We start from the raw sequence: 21972 nt of genomic DNA, 5'->3' as shown, positions 1-21972 counted from the left end.
CTCAATCTCAGTGAGCCGGTTCCAGTGCGAGATCGGTGCGGTCGACGTGCAGGCGGTGCCAGCGTTCGAGCATGTGGAGCGTCCAGAGCGCGTAGCTGTGCTCGGGGCGGAACTCCAGGGCGAGCGCCCGCAGCGCGTCGGGGTTGAAGTAGCCGCGGTCCAGGGAGCTGTCGGCGAGGAGGGTCGACTGGATGTCGGCGCGCAGCTCGGTGCCCAGCCAGCGCTCCAGCGGCACGGCGAGCTCCTGCTTGCGCCGGTTGACCACCTCGTCGGGCAGGTACCGGGCGGCGACCTTCTTCAGCAACGCCTTCTCGTTGCCGCCCACCAGCTTCCGGGAGGCCGGGATGCGGGCCGCGACGTCGATCAGGCGGTGGTCGAGCAGCGGGCTGCGCGGCTCGACCGAGTGCGCCATGGACATCCGGTCGATCTTCACCAGCTGGGCGTCGAGCAGCCACGCGCCGGAGTCGACGTGCATGACGCGGTCCAGGTCCTCCGCCCGCGGGTGGGTGCGCGCGAACTGCTCCCGCAGGTGGTTGACCGGGAAGTCGGGCAGGTGGTCGAGCAGGCCGCGGCCGTACAGCACCTTCTTCAGGTGGGTGGGCACGCCGTCGACCAGGACCGATTCGTAGCGGTCGGCGAGGTCGCCGCCGGGTGCGGCGAGGAAGCGCTTGTACCGGTTGTAGCCCGCGAACACCTCGTCCGAGCCGTCGCCGGTGAGCACCACCGTGACCTGCCGGGCCGCCAGCTCGTACATCGCGTGCGAGGCGATGGCGGAGGGGAACGCGAACGGCTCCCCCACGTGCCGCAGGATCGTGTCGGCGGTGCGCCGGGCGTCGGCCGCGGTGAGCCGCCGGGTGTGGTGCACGGTGCCGAAGTGCGCGGCGACGAACGCGGCGGCGGCCGACTCGTCGAAGGCCGGGTGGTCGAAGCCGACGGAGAACGTGTGCAGCTCCCGGCCGAGCAGGCGGCGGGCCACCGCGACCACGAGGCTCGAGTCCAGCCCGCCGCTGAGCATCGCGCCCAGCGGCACCTCGGACTCCAGCCGGTCGGCCACGGCCTGCCGGAGCAGGGCGTCGAGCCGGTCGACGGCCTCGTCCTCGTCGACGTCGGCCAGCTCACCGGTGTACGGGAAGGACCAGTACCGCCGCTCGTGCGTCGAGCCGTCGGCCTCGAAAACCAGGACCGTCGCCGGCGGCACCTTGCGCACGCCGCGGTAGATCGTGCGGGGTGAGTGCACCACCCGGTAGGACAGGTACTGGTCGACCGCCACCGGGTCGATCTCGCGGTCGATCCCGCTGTGCTCCAGGACCGCGGCCAGCTCGGAGGCGAAGGCGACGGTGTCGGGCGCGGGCCGCGCGTGGAACAGCGGCTTCTTGCCGACCCGGTCGGTGACCAGCAGCAGCCGCCGCCGGCGGCCGTCGTGCAGGGCGATGGCGAACATGCCGTGCAGGTGCTCGACGAACGCGTCCCCGAACTCCTCGTACAGGGCGGGGATGACGTGGACGTCGCTCGTGCCGCGCACGTGCCTGCCGCGGCGAGCCAGGAGCTCGCGCAGCGCCCGGTGGTTGTAGATCTCGCCGTTGACGACGCACACGACCCGCTCGTCCGCGCCGTAGGCGGGTTGCGAGCCGCCTACCAGGCCGATGACCTTCAGCCGGCACATGCCGAGCGAGACGTCGGCGCCGTGGTGGGTGCCGTCCTCGTCGGGCCCGCGGTGGCGCATGGCCGCGCAGGCCGCGGCGACGAACTCCCGGTCCGGTGCGGACCGCCCGAACGCGGTGGTGCCCGCGATGCCGCACATGGTCAGGACTCCTTGAGGTGGAAGCGGCGCTTGGCACCCCCGGACCGCATGGCCTCGGCGCGGATGGCCTCGACCTCGATCGGGCGCACGAGGCCGGACGCGACCATGGTCGCGACGTCGGGCGCGGCGGCGTCGACCGCGGCGCGGAAGGCGCGCACCTGCTCGGGGGTGACGTGGTCGGCGACCACGCGGACGCGCAGCCCGCCGTCGTCGACGACCTCGAACGCCCGGCCGGGGAACACCAAAGCCGCGGCCTCGCACAGGTCGTGGCTGCTGACCCGCTCACCGTGCTTGAAGTCGCCGGTCAGCCTGCCCTCGACCCGGTCGAACGCGGTCACCGGGCGGCCGCGGTGCTCGATCACCCGCAGGCCCGAGACGAGGTCGCCGGTGACGTAGCGCAGCGCCGGGAAGTTCGGCCGGGTCAGCGAGGTCAGCAGCAGCACCCCGTCGCCCGGCGGCAGGTCCCGTTCGGGGAGGTCGGGCAGCAGCACGTGCGGCGGCACGACCTCCGCGATGATGTGGTCGTGGAAGTGGTAGAGGCCGGTTTCCGGGTCCGTGTGGGCGATGGCGCCGATCTCGATGCTGCCGAAGACGTCCATCACGTCCTCGGGGCGCAACCCGAAGTGCCGGGCCGCGTTGGCCCGCCACGCCGCCGGCGCCAGGTCGCCGACGACCATGATCCTGCGTGGGCTGATCCGCAGCGGTTCGGGCGAGCGCACCAGCCGGTCGAGGATCATCGGCATGGTGAACAGCACGTCCGGCTGCCACCGGTTGAGCTTGGCGACGTGCTCGGGCAGCGGCGCGCGGAAGTCGATGTCGTGCGCGGTGAAGCCCATCTCCTCGAAGATCCGGCGGGCGGAGGCGGCGGCGTGACCGGTGCCCAGGTCCGCCACGGCCGTCGAGCCCGCCGGGATGCCGCGGGTGAACCGCTCGAACAACGCGCGCCGTTGCGCGACGTAGGCGTTCTCGTCCTCGACGCCGTAGAGGATCCGCTTGCGCCTGCCGCCGGACGTGCCGGAGGTGAAGAACGCGTGCGTGCCGGGCGGTTGGTCGTCGGACGAGTAGTAGTGGTGCTCCAGGGTGGCCTGGTCCATCAGCGGCAGGTCGGCGAGCCGGTCGCTGTGGCGCACGCCCAGCGAGTCGAGCAGGCGGCCGTACCAGGGGAAGCGGAGCGCGTAGCGCTCGACCAGGTTGCGCGGCGCCCGGACGGGCACCTCATGGTGGATCAGCGTTGTCGGTAACACGGGGAGCCTTTCCGCTCGGGAGGGCTGCTCAGGACCACCGTTCGGTTTCGCCGAAGAACTCCGGGACGGCGTCGGCCAGACCGCGGTCGACGGCGGCGCGGTGCAGGTGCCTGCCGACGGCGAGGTCGAGCACGCCGAGCCCGAAGGGCGAGAAGATCCGCGGCTTGTCCGCGCCGAGGGTGATCTCGCCGGTGAGGAGCTGGGCGAGCGTGCCGTCGATGAAGTCCGTGTGGCCGTAGCGCTGCTGGGCCAGGTGCGGCGAGGTGCCGGCGTTGAGGCAGTGGTCCACGTCGTCGACCACGTTGTGCGCCTCGGCGATGAGCTCCGGGCCGATGTCCCGCAGCGAGATGTTGAGCACGACCTGGCCGGGCCGCAGCGAGCCCGGCTCGACGACCCACGGCTCGGCGGCCGTGGTCAGGAACACGACCAGGTCGGCGGTGCGCAGCTCCGCTCGGACGTCGGGCGCGACCCGCGCCGGGTAGCCCAGCCGCTCGACGTGACCGGCCAGCGCCGCGGCGTGGCCGGGGACCTTGTCGTGGACGGCGACGTCGCCGAACTTCCAGCCGCCGGCGGCGAAGAAGTCGGCGGTGGTGCGCGCCAGGACGCCCGCACCGACGATCAGCACCCGGTCGGCGACCTGGCCACCGGTGAGCTGCTCCGCGCCCAGCACGGCGGACGCCGCGGTGCGCGCGGCACTGATCTGCGACGCCTCCAGCAACGCGAACGGGTAGCCGGTGGCGTAGTCGTTGAGGACGAGCACGGCCGACGCGCGCGGCACGTTGCGCTCGATGTTCTCCGGGAAGCTGCCGATCCACTTGATGCCCGCGACGTCGTGCTCGCCGCCGAGGTAGGCGGGCAGGGCGATGATCCGCGCGGAGGGCTTGTCGGGGAAGCGCAGGAAGTAGCTGCGCGGGTTGACCGAGAGGCCGGCGTGGTGCTCGAGGTAGGCGGAGCGCACGACGTCGGCGATCGCCCGGCGGTCTTCGGCGATGAGGGCGCGGATCACCGGTCCGCGCACGAGGTCGAAGTCGAACACGGGTCGTCCTTCGGGGAGTGTGGTGGTCAGACGGCAACCCGGTCCACACCGGGCACGAGCGGCAACAGGGCGTCGGGGCCGTAGGTGGCGGCGGCCCAGTCGTCGTTGTAGACGGTCTGCACGTAGCGGTCGCCCAGGTCCGGGGACAGGGCCACCACGCGCGAGCCCGGCGGTACGTCGGTCTGCATGACCGCCGCGACGATCGAACCCGTCGAGCCGCCGGCCAGCAGCCCGTACCGGCCGGCCAGGTGGCGACAGGTCCGCACGGCGTCCACTTCGGACACCAGCACGACGGTGTCCACCGAGCCCGGGCGCAGGATCTCCGGTTTGCGACTGGCGCCGAGGCCGGGGATGTACCGCGGCCCGGGCGGCGCGTCGAACGTCACCGAGCCGACCGAGTCGACCGCCACGATGCGCGTCGACGGGGAGAACGTCCGGAAGTGGCGCACGCAACCCATGAGCGTGCCGGTCGTGCCGGCGCCGACGAACAGGTAGTCGACCCGACCGATCTCGCGCAGGATCGAGGTCGCGGTGCCGGTGGCGTGGGCGTGCGGGTTGGCGGGGTTGGCGTACTGGTTGAGCCACACCAGTTCCGGGTCCCGGTCGAGCCGTTCCCGCACGGCCGCGATGCGCGTGCCGAGGTAGCCGCCGTTGGCGTCGCGCCGGTCCACCCGGACGACCTCCGCGCCGAGCGCCCGGATGACGTCCAGGCTCTGCGGGGAGACGTTGGGGTCGACCACGCACGTGAACGAGTAGCCCTTGCTCGCCGCGATCATCGCCAGCGCGATGCCGAGGCTGCCGGACGAGGACTCGATCATCCGGCCGCCCGGCCACAGCACGCCGCGGCGTTCGGCGTCCTCGACCATCGCGACGGCCGGTTTGAGCTTGATGGAGCCGGCGGGGTTCATCCCTTCCAGCTTGAGGAACACGTCGCTTCCACCGACCAACCCCTCCAGGTCGAGGAACACGTCGTCAGTGACCATCTCGTGTGGTTGTCGGAAGATCATCACTTCTCCGTCTCCACGGGTTCCGGTCCCGAACCCGCACGGGAGGACCGCATCCGTCCTCGGTGGCGAGCCACCAGGACTACTGGAAACAAACCTATCAAGCGGTTTGTTTTGACGCAAGAACCAGGTGTCATGCCTGTTCAGAGCAGATTCATCGCGTGGTCACTAAACCTGTCAAGCGGTTTGTTACGGCGATCGGCCGAGCCGGCTGCTCCAGCGCCACGGTTCCGGGTGTGGGTGCGCGCGCCGGCCGTGGTGGACACCATCGCGGTGGTCGTCGGTCTGGCGCTGTCGAACCCCGGCGAGGTCGCGGCCCGGCCGCTCGTGGCCGCGGGGATCGCCGCGCTCATCACGTTCGCCGCGGTGACCTGGAAACGGCGGAGCCGATCCCGACCGGCCCGTCAGGCGCAGTCGGCGAGAACCCGGCGTCCGACGCCGCCGACGGTGGTGCAGCCGCCGTGCGGGAGGTCCGCCGCGGGCCTGGCGTGGCCGACCGCGATGCCGACGAGGACGACCGCCTCCGGGTGGTGGCGGCGCACCACCTCGGCCACCACGTCACGGTGTTCGGCGCGCGACCGCTCCTGAACGGGCGGCCGGCGGTGAGGTCGACGCCGGCGGGCGGGCCGCGACGACCGCCTCGACCTCGCCGTCGGCGGAACGGTGGACCAGGTCGAGTGCCGCGTCCCGAACCCGAGCAGGTCACCGACGGGCACGCAGGGCGTTCACCTCCGCGCCGGTGTCAGGCTTGCGCGGACGGGGAGGTGGTGAGGTCGAGCGTCATGAACTCGCTCGTCGGGTCCGGGCGGTAGTCGGCGAACGGTGGGCACGGCACGAAGCCGTGGCGGGCGTAGAGGCGGCGGGCCGGGGCGAAGAAGTCCTGGGTGCCGGTCTCCAGGTTGAGCCTGCGGTAGCCGCGTCCGCGGGCCTGCTCGACCAGGAACGCCAGCAGGCGCGCGGCCACGCCGCGGCCACGGGCCTCCGGCCGGGTCCGCATCGCCTTGACCTCGCCCTCGACCGGGGACAGTTCCTTCAACGCGCCACACCCGAGCAGCACGCCCTCGCTCCACGCCGTCCAGAACGACACCCCCGGTTCGCGCAGTTCCACGTGGTCCAGGGCGTGCACGCCCTCGGCGGGCGAGGTCGCGTACATGTCGGCGAGGTGCTCGGTGATCAGGTCCCGGACCGGCCGGCGGGTGAGGTCGTCGGGTTCGATCGTCAGCACGAGCCCGGCTGACGGGCCCCGCAGCGGGTCCTGGTGTCCCATATTCGGGATACTATCCCTGATATGGGACACCTTGAAGGTGGCGCCGACCACGGCGACCACGGCGACCCGCTGGAGCTGCGCCTGGCCGCCCGGCTCGCCGAGCTGCGCACCGAACGGGCGTGGTCGCTGGACGAGCTGGCCCACCGGGCGGGTGTCAGCCGGTCGACGCTGTCCCGGCTCGAACGCGCCGAGATCAGCCCCACCACGGCACTGCTGGCCAAGCTGTGCGCGACCTACGAGCTGACGATGTCGCGGTTGCTGGCCGAGGTGGAACCGGCGGCGTCACCGCTGGTGCGCGCCGACCGGCAGGCCGTGTGGCGGGACGAGGACGCCGGGATCACCCGCAGGTCCGTGTCGCCGCCCTCGGCCGGGCTGCGCGGCGAAGTCATCGAGGTGACCCTGCGCCCCGGTGCGGACATCGCCTACGAGGGCTCCCCCGTGCCGGGCCTGGAGCACCACGCCTGGATCCTGGAAGGCGCGGTGGAACTCACCGTCGACGGCACGGTGCACGAAGCGCAGGCCGGCGACTGCCTGCGCTTCCGGCTCTGGGGCAACTCCCGGTGGCGCTGTCCGGGACCCGCACCAGCCCGCTACGTGCTGGCGATGGTTCTGCCCTGACCTGACGGTGGGAACGGTGTGCCGATGGTGTTCCGGACCGCGGCACGGTCGACGGGACGGACCGGTCGAAGCGGTGCCGCCCGGGCGCGGCCGGTCGGTCAGGCGTAGTCCGGCAGGGTGCGGGCCACGTCGTGCGGTGACGGCATCGCGGCCACCTCGGCGGCCATCGCGCGGGCCGCGTCGCGCACGGCCTCGTCGGTCAGCAGCCGCCGCGCCTTGGTCGTGATCGCCTCGGCGGTCACGTCCTCGGGCAGCAGGTGGTCGCCCAGCCCGGCCTCGGTCACCACCTCGGCGTTGTTGAACTGGTCGGCGGCCTGCGGCAGGACGAGGTGCGGCACGCCCGCGCCGAACGTGCCCATCGTGGTGCCCGCGCCGCCGTGGTGGACCACGAGGTCGGCGTGGGGCAGCAGGTCGCCCTGGCGCAGCCACGGCAGCACCACGACGTTGTCCGGCAGGTCGCTCAGCACCGCCGGGTCGACCTTCCGCCCGGCGGACACGAGCACCCTCGCGCCCAGCACCGCCAGCCCGTCGATGGCGGTCCGCAACAACGCCGCCTCGCTGAACGCCGTCCCCAACGTCAGGTACACCAACGGCTCCCGGTGCTCCACGACCCACGTCGGCAGCTCGCCCGGTGCGGCGAACGCCACCGGCCGCAACGGGATGCGGTGCGCCGACGAGGCCAGGAACGCCGGGTTCTGCACCGAAGGCGGGCAGATGTCGAGGTACGGGTGGCCCAGCGCCATGGAGTCCGTCCGGGGCACCTCGACACCCAGCTCCGCGCCGAGGGCGGTGAGGTAGTCGCGCGCGGGTTCGGCGAAGTCGGGCTCCTGCCACATCCGCCCGTACGAGTGGCACAGCGCGGGCACGCCCGCGACCTTCGCGGCCAGACCCGCGCCCGGGTTGCCGAACTCGTGCACGACCAGGTCGGGCTCGCGCTCGGCGAGGACCGGCGCGAGCCCGGTGGCGAAGGCGCGTGGCAGCACCGAGGCGAACGTGAACGCGACCCGTTCGACGGCGACGTCGCTCGGCGTCCGGGGCGTGGTGTCCGCGATGGCGGACTCGAACGCCTTGCGCGGCGACATGCCGCCCTCGACGTGCCCGATGCCGTGCGCGGCCAGGACGTCGGCGAAGAGCTTGCCGGTGAAGTAGTCGACGTCGTGGCCGAGCTCCCGCGCGGCGACGGCGAGCGGTAGCAGGGGGAACGTGTGCCCGTACAAGCCGAGGCTGGAGAAGAGGATGCGCACGTGATCAGCCTAGTGCTCCGGTCGCCCCGAACGACCGTGCGCGCCGACGAACCCTTTTGCGGGCAAGGGGAATTCGCGCGGCGAGCCATCTCGCACGCACCGTCACCGAGGTGGGCTTCACCGCGCGAGGTGGGTGCGCAGGAACCCCACGACCTCGGCCCGCGCCTCACGGGCCGCGGCCACCACGCCCGACATGGCGAAGAAGCCGTGCGCCGTCCCGGGATAACGGGTCGCGACCACGGGCACGCCGGCGTCACGCAGCCGTTCGGCGTACTGCTCGCCCTCGTCGCGCAACGGGTCGTGCTCGGCGGTGATGACGAGCGCCGGCGGCAGCCCGGTCAGGTCCTCGGCGAGCAGCGGTGACGCCCGGGGGTCGCGGCCGTCGTCCGGGTGCGCCAGGTAGTGGCCCCAGTACCAGGCGACGGATCGGCGGTTGAACGCGGCGGGGTCGTCGTTGTCGCGCATGGACGCGGTGTCGCCGCGGTGGTCGGTGTTGGGGTAGACCAGCACCTGGGCGGCCAGTGGGGGCCCGCCGCGGTCGAGGGTCACGGCGGCCGCGAGGTTGCCGCCGGCGCTGTCGCCCGCCACGGCGAGGCGGGCAGGGTCGACACCGAGGTCCGCCGCGTGCGCGGCGATCCACGCGACGGCCGCGCGGCAGTCGTCCACCGCGGCGGGGAACTTGTGCTCGGGCGCCAGCCGGTAGCCGACGGTGATCACCTGGCACGGCACCGCGTTCGCCAGGGCGCGGCAGATCTCGTCGGAGGTCTCGATGCTGCCCAGCGCCCAACCGCCGCCGAAGAAGTAGACGACGGTGGGCAGGGCCCCGGTCGCGTCCACCGGGCGGTAGACCCGGATCGGCAGGTCGCCACCCGGTCCGGGGAGGTGCCGGTCGGTGACGTGGCGCACCGGCTCGCCCGCACCCGCCGCCGCCCGGATCGCGGCGAGGTCCGCGGCCCGCGCCTCCTCGACCGAGAGGGTGTAGAGCGGCGGGTCGGCCGCGCTCCCGCGCACCCGCGGGTCCAGTGGCATGCGGGCTTCCGTCGTCACTGCTTGAGCACCTTCCGGATCGCGGCGGTCAACTGGGCCCGGTCGGGTTGCACGGCGAGGTCGAGCCCGAGGGCGAACGGCACCACGGCGCCGTCCGGCCTGGTCACCCTGGCGGGCGGCACGGCCAGGTCGCACCGCTCGGCCGCGGTGGCGACGACCTCGGCCGCGATGCCGCACATGCGGTTGGAGTCGTCGACCACGACCAGCCGACCGGTCTTGGCCAGCGAGGCGGCCAAGCCGTCCCAGTCGAAGGGGTACACCGTGCGCGGGTCGAACACCTCGACCGACACCTCACCGGCCAACTCCTCGGCCACCGCCAGCGCGTCGTGCACGAGGTGCCCGACCGCCACGACGGTGACGTCCTCGCCCTCGCGGTGGACCCGGCCGACGCCGAGCGGCACCGGCGCCAGACCCTCGTGATCGAGGTCCGCCCGGACGCCGAGCGCCCCCGCCGGTGCGAACACCACCACCGGGTCGTCGTCCCGGATCGCCGTGGTCAGCAGGCCGTAGGCGTCTTCGGGGGTGGCCGGCACCACCGTCTTCACCCCGGCGTGGGCGAACAGGGCGTACGGGTGGTCGGAGTGCTGCCCGGCCCAGCCGGTCTTCGACCCGGAGCCGGGCACCAGGTACGTCACGGGCACGCGGGTCTGGCCACCGGTCATCAGCGAGAACTTGTGCGCCTGGTTGACGATCTGCTCGAACGCCAGGTACAGCAGCGCCGGGATCTGGAACTCGATCACCGGCCGCCGGCCGCTCATCGCCGCGCCGGTGGCGAAGCTGGTGAACGCCTGCTCCGACAGCGGCGTGTCCAGCACCCGGTCCGGTCCGAACCGCTTGAGCAGGCCGGCGGTGACGTTGGAGACCGCGACCCGCACGTCCTCGCCCAGCACGAACACCGCCGGGTCACGGGCCAGCTCGTCGCCCAGCGCGCGGTTGAGCGCCTTGTGGTAGGACAGCCACGGCATCACCCACCACCGCCCGGACGGGCCCGCATCCCCGTGGCGTACAGGTGGTCGAGCGCGCCGACCGGGTCGGGGTGCGGGCTGTCGAGCGCGAACGCTACCGCGGCGTCCACGACGGACTGCACTTCGGCGTCGACCCGTGCCCGCTCACCGTCGTCCAAGCGCGCGCCCTGGATCTCCACCGGATCCCTCTGCCGTCCACTTCGGACCTCGTCGTCCTCGCGGTAGCGGACCCGGGCCTTGTGCTCCCACGTGTGGTGGGCGTCGAACCGGTAGGTCAGGCACTCGATCAACGACGGCCCGTCGCCCGCGCGGGCGCGGTCCACCGCCTCCCGCGCCGCGTCGAGCACCGTCCGCGGGTCCATCCCGTCCACCGTCGCCGACGGCATCCCGAACGCCGCGCCACGCCCGGTGATCGTGCCCGCGACGGCGTCCGACACGGTCAGGGTGGTGGCGTAACCGTTGTTCTCGCAGACGAACAGCACCGGCAGCCGCCACAGGGCGGCCAGGTTCATGGCTTCCAGCAGCACGCCCTGGTTGACCGCGCCGTCACCGAAGAAGCTCACCGCGACCCGGTCGCTCCCCTCCTGCCGGGCGGCCCAGGCCGCGCCCGCCGTGATCGCGCCGTTCGCGCCGACGATCGCGTTCGCGCCCAGGATGCCCAACGCGAAGTCCGCGGCGTGCATCGACCCGCCACGCCCACGGTTCAGGCCGGTGGCGCGACCGGCCAGCTCGGCGAGCACCCGGGCGGGATCGGCGCCCTTGGCGAGCACGTGCCCGTGCCCGCGGTGGGTGCTGGTGATCGTGTCGTCCACGCGCAGCGCCGCGCACACACCGGCGGCGATGGCCTCCTGGCCCGTGTACGGGTGGATGCCGCCGATGATGTCGCCGGAGCGGACGAGGTCGACCGCCCGCTCCTCGAACCGGCGGATCAGCCGCACCGCGCGGTACAGGCCGACGTCGGAGTCCGGGGGGTGCGCCACCACGGTGATCAGGACCGCCACACGGGCGGGCAGAACTCCGGGTCGGCGTAGTCCGGCCTGCCGTCGGGGGTGCGCCGCACGAGCGAGTCGTGGTTGTAGAAGGCCAGGCCGCCGTCGGACAGGGGGAACTCGCGGTAGGCGTTGTCGCCGTCCTGCAGGTGCAGCGAGATGGCCTGGCGCGGCCGGGTGGAGCGGTTGGGCCCGCTGCCGTGGTAGGTCCGGCAGTGGTGGAAGCTCATGTGCCCCTTGGGGATGACCATCGGGATCTTGGTGACCGTGGTGCCGTTGTGCTCGGCGTTGGCCGTGAGCAGGTTCTCCAGGTGGTCGCGGTCCCGTTCGGCGAAGTGCTTGGTGGCGCTGTCGTCCGAGCCGACCTCCTCCCAGCGGTGACTGCCGTCGACCATGGTGATCGTGCCCAGTTCCTCGTCGCAGTCGTGGAACGGGATGAACGCGGTGAGCATCCGGTCCGAGGAGGACGACGACCAGTAGTGCTTGTCGAAGTGCCAGGGCACGACGTTCGACGGCTCCTCGGCGATCGGCGGCTTGTAGATCAGGGTCGACTGGAACACCCGGATCTCGTCGGCCTCCGCCAGCCGTGCGGCCACCGCGCCGATCAGCGGCTTGAGCAGCGCCTTGGCGATCGCGTCGCTCTCGTAGTGCACGTAGTCGTTGTGGCGCTGGACGTCGCCGTGCTCGGGCGTCCAGTAGGCCAACCGGGGCGGCCGGGTCGGCAGCCTGCGGCTCCGCTCACCCGTGTAGTACCGGTCCACCGCCGCGGCCAGCTCGTCGACCTCGTCGTCGGAGAACAGCTTCTTCGACAGGTACCAGCCGTGCTCGGCGTAGAACCGGACCTCGTCGTCGGTCGGGAGCAGGGCGCGCTCCTGCTCGGTCAGCGTGAACTCGTTCACCGTGGTCTCCCCTTCAGCCGGCCGTCGTGCCGGACAGTTCGCCCCGCTTCGCCTCGTACAGCGCCTTGATGTTCCCGCTGCCGAAGGTCAACGCGCCCCGCCGCTCGATGATCTCCAGGAAGAGCGTCCGGCGCACGTGCATCGACTCGGTGAAGATCTGCAGCAGCCGGCCCCAGTGGTCCCGGTCGACCAGCACGCCGAGCCGGCGCAGTTCGTCCACCGGCTCGTCCAGGTGGCCGACCCGCTCCTCGAGCGCGTCGTAGTAGGTGCTCGGCGTGCCCAGGAACCGCACTCCCCTGTCGCCGAACGTGCTCACCGCCTTGACGATGTCGTCGGTGCCGAAAGCGACGTGCTGGACGCCCGCGCCCGCGTGCCAGGTCAGGAAGTTGTCGATCTGACCGGGCTGCCGCCGCGGGTCCGGCTCGATCAGCGTGAAGGTGACGTGCCCGGACGGGCTCTGCACCACCTTGGAGTCCATGCCCTGACCGCCGACCTCGACGTACTCCTCGAAGATCTGCGTGAACCCGAACACGTCCACGTAGTACTGGGCGGTCGGGGCAAGAGCGCCCGCGGGCACGCAGATCGCCAGGTGGTCGATCGTGCGCAGCAGCTTGTCGTCGGTGTGCGGCTCGGGGTCGGTCACCTCGATCGCGCCGGGCAGGAACTCCTTCGGCGAGCCGTGGCGCTCGACCAGCCGGTGCGTCACGTCGGAGAAGCCGGACACCTCGGCCACGACGACCCGCTGGTCGCGCCCGGCCGGTCCCCCGGACGCGTACTCGCGCGGCGGCGACACCGGCACGGCTCCGCGCTCGGTGAGGCCTCGGTAGGCGGCTTCGACGTCGTCCACGCCGATACCCACGACCGCCACGCCGTCGCCGTGCTTGCGCACGTACTCGGTCGCGGGGTGGTCGGGGACCAGGCCGGTGGTCAGGACGACCTGGATGTCGCCCTGCCGCAGCAGCAACGAGCGCACGCCCTCCAGCCCGGTCTCGGGTCCGCCCTGACCGCAGATCGTGAACCCGAACGCCGTGCAGAGGTAGAACGCCGCCTGCCTCGCGTCACCGACGTACAGCTCGATGTGGTCAATCCCGGAGATGTTCATCAGGCATCCCGATCACTTCCCGGAGCACGTCAGCGGCTCCCGAGACGGTGGTCATGCGGCCGTACTGGCCGCTGTCGAGTTCCATGCGCACGCCGTAGCGCTGTTCCACCTGGTGCACGAGCCAGGCCAGCTCCATCGACTCGATCAGCTCGGGGACGTCCTGCGCCGGCCTGCCGTCGAGGCTCGCGAGCATCGCCAGGATGTCGTCCCGACCGGGTGTGCCGCCCTGGTTCACCTCGGCACCCCGTTCCCGGCCGCGGCCGCGCGGAGCACCGAGCGGTCGCGCACCAGCTTCCCCGTCGTGGTCCGGGGCATCGCGTCGAGCACGTGCACCCGGCGTGGCCTCTTGTAGGCGGCGAGCCGTTCGGCCAGACCCGCCTGGACGGACGCCGCCGTGGCCGGCGCGTCGAGCTGCGCGTAGGCCGTGATGACGTCGTCGTGCAGCACGACGGCCGCCACCACGCCCGGCAGCTCGGCCAGCGTCGCCTCCACCTCGGTCAGGTCGACCTTGAGGCCGCCGACCGACACCTGCGAGTCGAGCCGTCCCTTGACGGTGACCAGACCCGTGTCCGGGTCGACCGCGCCCGTGTCCCTGGTGTGCAGCCAGCCGTCCGCCCAGCGGTCCGGGTCGGACAAGCCGACGTACGGCGACTCGGGGCGGCTCACCCACAGCTCGCCCCCGCGTTCGACGACCTGCAGACCCGGCGCGGGCGTGAGCGCGGGCCGGTGCTCGCCGAACAGGTCGGTCGCGATCACACCGACCTCGGTCATCCCCCACATGTTGCCCAGCGGAACGCCGTACCTCTCGGTGAAGGCGGTGGCGGTCGCCGCGGGCACCGCCTCGCCACCGGTGGTCATCCGCTTGAGCTGCGGCAGCCGCGGGGGGTCCACGACGGACGCGAGCAGTCCGATGTGGAACGGCACGCCCAGCACGGTCGCCGGGGTGGCCTCGGCGGCCACCGCGTCGAGCACGCTGTCGCCGGTGAGCCGTTCCGGCGGTCTCACCTGCACGCCCGCGTGCAGGCCGTACAGCAGGGCGCCGACCAGCCCCAGGACGTGCACCATCGAGGCCAGCACGATGATCCGCTCACCCGGCAGCGGCACGCCGTCGATCCGCGTGTACCGCTCGATCTCGGCGACCAGGTCGGCGGCCGTGCGGCCGATCACCTTGGACGGGCCGGTGGAGCCGGAGCTGAGCTGGATCACCGCGTGCGGTGTGCCCGCCGGACGGCCGGGGCGGGCCGTGACGGTCTCCTCCACGTCCGCGAACGGGCTCAGCGGACTGCTCGTGATCCGTCCCGGCTCGACCACCACCTGCGGTGCGAGCCGGTCGAGCGCGGCGTCGACCTCGAACGCGGTGAGCCGGTGGTCGAGCAGGCTCACCTGGGCCCCGATGCGCCACCCGGCGAGCAGGTTGGCCACGTACGCGACCGAAGGCGGCAGGCGCAGCGCCAGCGACCCGCCCGCGCGCAGCCCCGCCTCCGTGAGGCGCGCCTGCCGTTGCGCGACCAGCCGGCGCAGCGCGGCCCGGTCGACCGGGCCGCCCGAATAGAGGCAGCGGTCGTCGTCCGCGCCGCGGAGCAGGACTTCGTCGACCCATTCCGGACTCGTCACGAGTGCCGATCCGGCCGACGCCAGGCCTTTTGTCATCAGTTCTCCCGCCTGGTCCCGCAGATCATTTCGAAAAAGTTTCGCCGACGTTCCGGACCGACCGCGGCCGAGTGAGCCGAATCGTACGTCAGGGTTCACCCGACGCACCATCGGCCAATCGGCCGTGATGAATCAGGTTTTCCGATACACCCGGCCGGTCATTGATCAACGCGGCCAGCCGGTCGAGCGCGAGGTCGATGCGGTCGACCGAAACGACACTGCAGGAAAGGCGCAGCGCGCGGACTTCCGAACTGTCGTCGTAGAAATGCCCCATTGGTGTCCACAGCACCCCGTAGTCGCGGGCGGAGCGTTCCAGGAGCGCGTCGTCGACCACGAACGGGACGGTGACCACGACGAAGAACCCACCGGTCGGCACGGTCCAGGTGACGCCCGTTCCGCTCGGGAAGCGCTGCGCGAGCCCGGCCACGAGGTGCCGCAGGTTCCGGTCGTAGAGCCGCCGTTCCGGTTCGGTCGCCCCCGTGAGGCGGCAACCGTGCGCCAGCAGCTTGCCGCCGACGACGGCCTGCGCGATCGGCGACGTGTTCACCGTCAGCATGCTCTTGATCTTGGAAAGCTGGTCCGCGAACAGGCCGACCACCCCGCCGGCGGCGACCACCCGCTGATCCGCGACCACGTAGCCGACCCGTGCGCCGGGCAACACGGATTTGGCGAAAGAGCCCAGGTAGACGACCCGTCGGGCCTCGTCCAAGGCCTTGAGCGTGGGTATCCGGTCCGACTCGCCGTGGAACAGCCCGTAGGGGTTGTCCTCGATCAGCAGGACGTCCTCGGCGGCGGCCACCTCCAGCAACCGGCGCCTGGTCGCCACGTCCAGGCTCAGCCCCGACGGGTTGGCGAAGTCGGGCACCACGTAGCAGGCGCGCGGGCGGCGGCCGGCGGCGCGCTCCCGCCGGATCACGGCGACCAGGTCGTCGAGGTCGATCCCGTGCTCGCCGGTGCGCACCGGCCGCACGGGCAGGTCGACGAGCCGCGCCGCGCCGGTCAGCCCGACGTACGTCGGCGACACCGCGAGCAGGACGTCGCGCTCGTCGGCGCGCAACGCGCGCAGCACGAGGAACATCGCCTCCTGACAACCCGCGGTGACCACCACCGATTCCGGGTCGACCGCGATGCCCTCGTCGAGCCGTAGATTTTCCGCGACCAGTTCGTGGATGATCCCCTTGGTCCGACCGTACTGCAATACGGTGCGCCGCACCTGTTCTTCGGTGCACCCGCGCTCGTCCGCGAGATACCGGCAGAACTCACGCAGATATCGGTGCACGTCCGCCAGGTCGAAGAACTCCTCGCTCGGCCGGCCGGCCGCCAGCGGTATCGCATCCGGATAGTGGATCGCGACTTCGTTGAGGAAATTCATCGAGTTGAGCGCCGGATCCTCCAACGCGCCGAACAACGTCCCGACGGCCAGGTCGGCGACGTGCTCCGCGGTTCCCGGCGACGTGCTCACCGAAGGTCTCCCTCGGTGGTCCGACGGCGGTCGCGAGCGGCCACGACCGCGCGCAGCAGGTCGTCCAGCTCGTCGTCGGAGAGGTCGGCCAGCGCGGCGTCGCGAGCGGCGTCGTCGGGCGGGCCGGGAGCGAGTTCGGCCGACACGACCTCGGCCAGGGCCGCGATCGTGGGGGACGTGACGATGCGGTCCATCGGCAGGGTGACGCCGTAGAGGTCGGCGATCCGGGCGGCGAACCGGACCGCGGTCAACGACCCGCTCCCGAGGCCGAACAGGTTGTCGTGCCGGCCGATCGGCTCGGTGGTGCGCAGGAGCTCGGCCCAGATCCCGGCCATGGTCTCCTCGATCCGGTCCCGCGACGGCACCGGGTCCTCGGCCACCCCGGGCTCCGTCATCGCGGTGACGGGCCCGACCACGCCGTTCGACGACGACTCGACCCCCGCGGACCAGTCTCCCTCGGGCGCGGGCACCGGCAGCTCCGCCACCGCGGTGTCCGCAGCCGCGTGCTCCAGCACGGCCACCACCGACCGCAGCACCCAGTCGGCGAACCGCGGGTCGGTGCGGTGCTCCAGGGTCAGCGTGCCGCTCCCGTCCGCGCGCAGGTCGAGATCGGCTTCGGCGGCACCCGTCAGGACGACGTGGCTGCGCACGGTCACACCGGGGAGGTCCAGCGACGGCACGGCCGGCGACCCGAAGGTGAACCGCGCACCGGACAGGTCGGCCCCGAGCTCCGCGGCGAGCTTCGTCAGCGGAACCTCGTCGTGCGCCACCGCGTGCGCTACGGCGTCCCGCACTCGCAAGAGCAGGTCGCCGAACGCCGGGTCGCCCTCCAACGACACCCTGACGGGGACCACGTCGGCGAACGGGCCCGCGATCGGCTCCAGCTCCACCCGCACGCGACCGCTCACCGGGATCCCGACCACGAGGTCGGCCCGCCGGGCATACCGGGACAGCACCACGGCGTACGCGGCGAGGAACGCCGCGGACGGGGTGGCCCCGATCCCGTCCGCCACATCGGACAGCCGGCGGACCGCGGCCGGGTCGACCACCGCCGTCGACCGCGCGGCGGGGTGTCCGGCCGGGAGCCGCACCGGCGCGGGCGCGTCGCGCAACACCTCGCGCCAGTGCTCCAGTTGACGCGCCAGCTCCTCGCCGTCCAACCGCTCGCGCTGCCACACGGCGTAATCCCCGTAATCCATCCACGACGGCTGAAGCGCGGCCGGCCCCTCGCGGTACGCAGTGGACAGATCGGCGAGCAGCATCCCGAGCGCGGAGGCGTCGGCGATGACCCGGTGGGCCACCAGCACGAACAGGAACCGGTCCGCCCGGACCTCGATCACCGCGGCCCTCAGCAGCGGCTCGCGGTGCAGCTCGAACGGCCGCGCGACGAGCGCCGCGGCGGTCGACTCGGCCCGCTCGACGTCGTCGGGCAGGACGACGTGCTCGACCACCACACCACCCCGCTCCGAGACGACCTGCTCACCGGAGGCGGTGACGCTCGTCCGGAGCGTCGGGTGCCGGGCGACCACGACGTCCATCGCCCGTTGCAGCGCGACGGGGTCGACCGGACCGTCCAGCCAGGTCGCGTGGGACAGGAGCTCGGGCAGGGACAGCGCGTGCGCCTGCGCGAACGACAGCGGATAGCGCACGAACTACCTCCCGTTCGGCGCGTCCGCCAGGACCCGTTGCCGCATGAGGAACTTGCGGACCTTGCCGGTCGGCCCGACCGTCAGCTGCGCGTCGGGCACGACGTCGACCCGGCGCAGGGTGCGCGCCACCGCCTCGCCGACCGCGGCGCGGACCTCCTCACCCCGGTCCGACCCGGGGTCGGCGCCCTCGTGCAGCACCAGCAGCACGTCGGTGACCGGCGGACCGTCGTCCCGCGCGGCCGCGAGGACCGTGCAGTCGCGCACGTCCGGGCACCGCGCGAGGATGCGCTCCTCGGTCAACGCGGTGTAGAGCCAGTTCCCGTCGCCGAGGTCGATCGCGTCGTTGGCCCGGTCGAGGTGGTAGTAGTAGCCCTCCTCGTCCCGGTACATCAGGTCGCCGGTGAGGTAGTAGCCGTTGAGGCGGTTGCGGTAGGTGGCGGCCGAGTCGTTCCAGTAGCCGGGAGCGAGCGTCGGCGACTTGAGCCCGCACTGACCGACCTGGCCGACCGGCACCTCCTCGCCGGTCGTCACGTCCAGCAGCGCCACCTCCGCGAACGGGTACGGCTTGCCGACGCAGCGGTCGTAGCGGTCGCTGCCGAGCCGGTGGCTGATGGCGAACGCGGCGTGGCCCATCTCGGTCGAGCCGAGCGTGTCGATGAACTTCGAGCCCGGCACGTCGACCACGCCGTCCGGCGTCCACACGGGGTGGCTGCCGACCGCGACGAGCTTGCGGATGTGCGCCTCGTGCGCGCAGTCGCCGGTGCTGGACCAGTTGCGCACCGAGCTCAGGTCGCGCCGGGTCAGGTCGAACCGCGCCAGCTCCGCCCAGGTGACCGCGAAACCGAACACCCCGGTCGGCCGCCACCTCTCGATGGCGTCCAGGACCACCTCGCCGCTGTGCTCGAACGGCCCTCCCTGCCCGGACAGGCACAGCAGCTCGTACCCGTTGCACAGCGCCTGGTTCACCACGATGATCCCGGCGGCGTGCGCGGCCGGCAGCACGGACAGCTCGCGCACCCGGCCGTGCGGCCTGGCTTCGGTGAGCCGCACCGCGCGCACCGCGGCGAACAGGGAGTGGTGCGAGTGGACGACCGGCGTGGGCATCCGGGTGGTGCCCGACGAGTGCGTGATCACCACGGGGTCGTCGGCGTGGTGGCGGTAGGGCGGGGGCGCCTGGGCCGGATCGCCGGTGCCGGTCTCCGCGACGTCGCCCAGGACCGGCACGCCCAGTTCGTGGTCCCGCAGCGCCGCGTGGTCGGCGTCGACCACCACGCCGACACCGCGCAACCGGCGGACGAACTCCGCGGCGACCTCCACCGGCATGGAACCGTTCATCAGCGCCGGGATCGCGCCGAGGTGGTTGAGCGCGAAGAAGGTGAGGAACACGTCGGCCGCCGACGTGACGAACACGGCGACGGGGTCGCGTCGGCCGATCCCCTTGCGGGCGAACCAGTCCGCCCGTGCCGCGACCCGGTCGGCCAGGTCGCGCAGCGACAGCGGCGTCCACGCGGGTATGCCGTCCACGTCGACGTCGAAGGTCAGCCGCGGGGCGTCCGGGTCGGCGCCGTGCTCCAGCAGCATGGGCAGCACGTTGCCCGCACCGACCCGCATGTCCTGCGCCAGCGCGGTGCGCAGGTTCGCCCGACTCATCAGACCTCCCGTTTGCGACAGAACAATGGACCACCGATCGGACGCCACCAAGTCGGGTTCCCGCATCGGCAGGGTGAGGTGGGGCGCTGTGCGGACTGCGGCGCCGGCCGCCGGTCTCGTGAACCTGGCGACCGCGGGCGCGGGCGTGTGATCCGAGACTAGGTTCGCGATTCCCCTGTGGCAATCGGGCTTTCGGACGCGTCCGCGATCGGCGCGGACGACTTCGGGTTCCCGGCGAGGCGGGCCGCGATCGCGGCGCCGATCCGCGCGACCGGGGCCGGCAGCAGCATGTGCTCGTGCAGGCAGTCCACTTCGACGACGTCGACCGGCCCGCTCACGCAGTCGTCCCACGAGGCCACCTTCGCCCCGGTGGTCCGCCCGTCCTCGGTGGCCGACAGGAACAGCACCGGGCAGCGGACCCGGCCGGGGCGGTGCCGTTGTGCCAGCGCGAGGTTGTTCCTGATCACGTGCGGCAGGGCGAGCAGTTGGCGATCCGGCCACTCGTGCAGCCCCAGCCCCGGCCGGCCGCGGACCACGTCGAGCATCCGGCGCGCCGGGTCGGGATCGTCCGGCTCGACCACCGGCTGGTAGCCGAACTCGCGCAGCACGAAGTCGCACACCAGCCACAGGTTGTCGTCGGCCACGCTGAGGCTGTTCGGCAGGCCGGGCATCGTGTCGCCGAGGACGAGAAGGCCGACCTCGTGACCACGCCGCTCCAGCTCCTCGGCTATCGCGTGCGCCACGTTGCCGCCGATCGACCACCCGAACAGGTGGTACGGGCCGTGCGGCTGGGTGAGCCTGATCCGATCGGCGAAGTCCCGCGCCAGCTCGGCCATGTCGACCGGCAGCGGTTCGGGCCTGCGCAGGCCCCGCAGTTGCAGGCCGTACACCGGGTGCCCGGGTGGGAGGTGCGGCAGCAGCGCGAGGTAGCACCAGCTCGCGCCGACCAGCGGCGGGGCGCAGAACAGCGCGGGACCGGCACCACCCGTCCGCAGCGGCGCCACCAGGTCCAGCACACCACCCGCGCGGCGGATGTCGGCCCGCCGCTGCCTCGCCCACGCGAACTCCTCGGCCGCCGGCAGCGCCTTCACCCCGGACCCGTCCACCGGACCACCCTCCCCCTCGCGCGTGATCACGTGCGGGACGCCAACTCGACCAGGTGGGCCGCAGCGGCCGCCGCGCCACCGGCGGCGGCGAACTCCGCCCCGATCCGGCGGGCGTGCCGCCGGTAGTCCGGCTCGTCGAGCACCGCCCGCACCGCGGTGTCCAGTTCGGCCACCGTGACGTCGAGGATGGACACCTCGACGCCCGCGCCCGACCGGGCGACCTGCCGCGCCAGCGCCACCTGCTCGGCCCGGACCGGCGCGACGACCATCGGTACCCCGAAGGTGAGCGCCTCGTTGACGGCGCCACCGGCGTGGCACACCACCGCGTCCAGCTTCGGCATCAGGTCGAGCATCGGCACCAGCTCGGCGGTGATGGCGTTGTCCGGGAAGGACTCCGCGGCCACGCCGGAGGTCACGAAGACGGCCTGCACCTCGTCCGCCATGGGCGCGAGCACCGCCGCGGCCCGGTCGTAGAAGTCGCCGACCATGTGGCCGACCAGCGTGCCGACCGTGACCAGCACGTGCCTGCGGTCCGGATCCCAGAGGTGCCAGGGGAAGTCGGGTGCGTTCGGCCGGATGCCCAGCGCCGCGCCGGTGAGCACGCAGCGGTCGGGCAGCACGGAGTCACCCACCAGCCCGGGCGTCATCAGGGCGATCACCAGGTGCGGCGAGAACCGGGGGTCGATCGGTTCGTCGGACAGCCCCGCCATCGCCACCGCCTGCGCCATCTTCCCGGCCAGGTAGTCGTCGAACCCGACGAGGTCCTCCGGCGGCGTCAGCTCCAGCGTGCCGGTGCACAGGGTCGCCCACGGCACGCCGTGGCGGTGCGCCACCAACGCGCCGGCCAGCGCGTACTGCTCGGTGACGACGACGTCCGGCTTGTGCTCCAGCACCGCCTCGTCCACGGGGCCGAGGGTGAAGCGGGTGAACGGGATCAGGTACCCGTCCCACATCGCCCGCACACCGGCCATGCCCGTCTCCTCGTAGCGGCGGTAGGCCCGGGTGCCGGTGGGGTGCACCGTCGCATCCGGACCGACCAGCGGGCGCAGCACGTTCTCCGGACCGCACCAGACGACGTCGTGACCCGCGCGGGCGAGCTCCTGCCCGATCGCGAGCATGGGGTAGAGGTGACCTTGCAGCGGCAGTACGACCAGCAGAAACCGCGACACCGCAACATCGTGGCACACATTGACGTTCCCCGGAACGACGTGGTGGGATCCCGAAGTGTGACCGCTCTCG

At 72.5% G+C, this 21972-nt stretch carries 20 protein-coding genes; 1 reads left to right on the top strand and 19 read right to left on the bottom strand.

Annotated features, from left to right (window positions below):
- Window positions 1-7: 7 nt before the first annotated feature.
- The 6 genes from asnB to FHX81_RS38775 all read right to left on the bottom strand — a co-directional run bounded on the left by asnB (window position 8) and on the right by FHX81_RS38775 (window position 6352).
- Window positions 8-1801, bottom strand: a complete 1794-nt coding sequence (gene asnB, locus FHX81_RS38795) for an asparagine synthase (glutamine-hydrolyzing) (RefSeq protein WP_141983411.1) — start codon at window positions 1799-1801, stop codon at window positions 8-10.
- A 2-nt stretch (window positions 1802-1803) separates the two neighbouring features.
- Window positions 1804-3015 (bottom strand): phenylacetate--CoA ligase family protein, encoded by a 1212-nt coding sequence (locus tag FHX81_RS38790; protein WP_141983410.1) that lies wholly within the window; start codon window positions 3013-3015, stop codon window positions 1804-1806.
- Between the two features lie 58 nt (window positions 3016-3073).
- Entirely contained in the window at window positions 3074-4081 is a 1008-nt protein-coding gene (gene sbnB, locus FHX81_RS38785; protein WP_141983409.1) for a 2,3-diaminopropionate biosynthesis protein SbnB, read from the bottom strand.
- 26 nt (window positions 4082-4107) lie between these two features.
- Complete coding sequence (gene sbnA, locus FHX81_RS38780) at window positions 4108-5064, bottom strand: 2,3-diaminopropionate biosynthesis protein SbnA (protein WP_246108185.1); 957 nt, start codon at window positions 5062-5064, stop codon at window positions 4108-4110.
- A 425-nt stretch (window positions 5065-5489) separates the two neighbouring features.
- A complete protein-coding gene (locus tag FHX81_RS41020) occupies window positions 5490-5639 on the bottom strand; it encodes a hypothetical protein (protein ID WP_170232331.1) in 150 nt (49 codons plus the stop codon).
- Between the two features lie 188 nt (window positions 5640-5827).
- On the bottom strand, window positions 5828-6352 hold the full coding sequence (locus FHX81_RS38775) for a GNAT family N-acetyltransferase (protein ID WP_141983407.1): 525 nt from the start codon (window positions 6350-6352) through the stop codon (window positions 5828-5830).
- Window positions 6353-6373: 21 nt separating this feature from the next.
- Here FHX81_RS38775 and FHX81_RS38770 point away from each other — a divergent pair, with 21 nt between their 5' ends.
- Window positions 6374-6970, top strand: coding sequence for a helix-turn-helix domain-containing protein (locus FHX81_RS38770; RefSeq protein WP_141983406.1), 597 nt, complete (start codon window positions 6374-6376; stop codon window positions 6968-6970).
- A gap of 98 nt (window positions 6971-7068) precedes the next feature.
- On the opposite strand, the gene FHX81_RS38765 is transcribed toward FHX81_RS38770, so the two are convergent.
- The 13 genes from FHX81_RS38765 to FHX81_RS38705 all read right to left on the bottom strand — a co-directional run bounded on the left by FHX81_RS38765 (window position 7069) and on the right by FHX81_RS38705 (window position 21902).
- The gene (locus FHX81_RS38765; protein WP_141983405.1) at window positions 7069-8214 is read right to left on the bottom strand and encodes a glycosyltransferase; all 1146 of its coding nucleotides are present in this window, start codon (window positions 8212-8214) and stop codon (window positions 7069-7071) included.
- Window positions 8215-8331: 117 nt separating this feature from the next.
- Complete coding sequence (locus FHX81_RS38760; protein WP_141983404.1) at window positions 8332-9243, bottom strand: alpha/beta hydrolase; 912 nt, start codon at window positions 9241-9243, stop codon at window positions 8332-8334.
- 14 nt (window positions 9244-9257) lie between these two features.
- A complete protein-coding gene (locus FHX81_RS38755; RefSeq protein WP_141983403.1) occupies window positions 9258-10226 on the bottom strand; it encodes an alpha-ketoacid dehydrogenase subunit beta in 969 nt (322 codons plus the stop codon).
- A complete protein-coding gene (locus tag FHX81_RS38750; RefSeq protein ID WP_246108184.1) occupies window positions 10226-11227 on the bottom strand; it encodes a thiamine pyrophosphate-dependent dehydrogenase E1 component subunit alpha in 1002 nt (333 codons plus the stop codon). Before FHX81_RS38750 ends, FHX81_RS38755 begins: the two co-directional genes overlap by 1 nt.
- Window positions 11215-12114: a phytanoyl-CoA dioxygenase family protein gene (locus FHX81_RS38745; RefSeq protein WP_141983402.1), complete on the bottom strand. Its 900-nt coding sequence runs from the start codon at window positions 12112-12114 to the stop codon at window positions 11215-11217. The genes FHX81_RS38750 and FHX81_RS38745 overlap by 13 nt, the downstream gene beginning before the upstream one ends.
- Before the next feature lie 13 nt (window positions 12115-12127).
- Entirely contained in the window at window positions 12128-13216 is a 1089-nt protein-coding gene (gene hppD / locus FHX81_RS38740; protein WP_141983401.1) for a 4-hydroxyphenylpyruvate dioxygenase, read from the bottom strand.
- Window positions 13197-13451 carry a hypothetical protein gene (locus tag FHX81_RS38735; protein WP_141983400.1) on the bottom strand — a complete coding sequence of 85 codons (255 nt, stop codon included), beginning with the start codon at window positions 13449-13451 and terminating at the stop codon, window positions 13197-13199. The genes hppD and FHX81_RS38735 overlap by 20 nt, the downstream gene beginning before the upstream one ends.
- Complete coding sequence (locus FHX81_RS38730) at window positions 13448-14830, bottom strand: class I adenylate-forming enzyme family protein (RefSeq protein WP_246108183.1); 1383 nt, start codon at window positions 14828-14830, stop codon at window positions 13448-13450. The genes FHX81_RS38735 and FHX81_RS38730 overlap by 4 nt, the downstream gene beginning before the upstream one ends.
- A 124-nt stretch (window positions 14831-14954) precedes the next feature.
- Window positions 14955-16328: an aminotransferase-like domain-containing protein gene (locus tag FHX81_RS38725; protein ID WP_342787249.1), complete on the bottom strand. Its 1374-nt coding sequence runs from the start codon at window positions 16326-16328 to the stop codon at window positions 14955-14957.
- A complete protein-coding gene (locus tag FHX81_RS38720) occupies window positions 16325-17977 on the bottom strand; it encodes a condensation domain-containing protein (RefSeq protein ID WP_141983398.1) in 1653 nt (550 codons plus the stop codon). The genes FHX81_RS38725 and FHX81_RS38720 overlap by 4 nt, the downstream gene beginning before the upstream one ends.
- Window positions 17978-17980: 3 nt before the next feature.
- Entirely contained in the window at window positions 17981-19627 is a 1647-nt protein-coding gene (locus FHX81_RS38715; RefSeq protein ID WP_141983397.1) for a class I adenylate-forming enzyme family protein, read from the bottom strand.
- A gap of 158 nt (window positions 19628-19785) precedes the next feature.
- On the bottom strand, window positions 19786-20733 hold the full coding sequence (locus FHX81_RS38710; protein WP_170232329.1) for a thioesterase domain-containing protein: 948 nt from the start codon (window positions 20731-20733) through the stop codon (window positions 19786-19788).
- A gap of 26 nt (window positions 20734-20759) precedes the next feature.
- A complete protein-coding gene (locus FHX81_RS38705; protein ID WP_141983395.1) occupies window positions 20760-21902 on the bottom strand; it encodes a glycosyltransferase in 1143 nt (380 codons plus the stop codon).
- Between the last annotated feature and the right edge of the window lie 70 nt (window positions 21903-21972).

The organism is Saccharothrix saharensis (genome assembly GCF_006716745.1).
Lineage (GTDB): Bacteria > Actinomycetota > Actinomycetes > Mycobacteriales > Pseudonocardiaceae > Actinosynnema > Actinosynnema saharense.
This window is presented reverse-complemented; position numbering and strand designations above follow the sequence as displayed.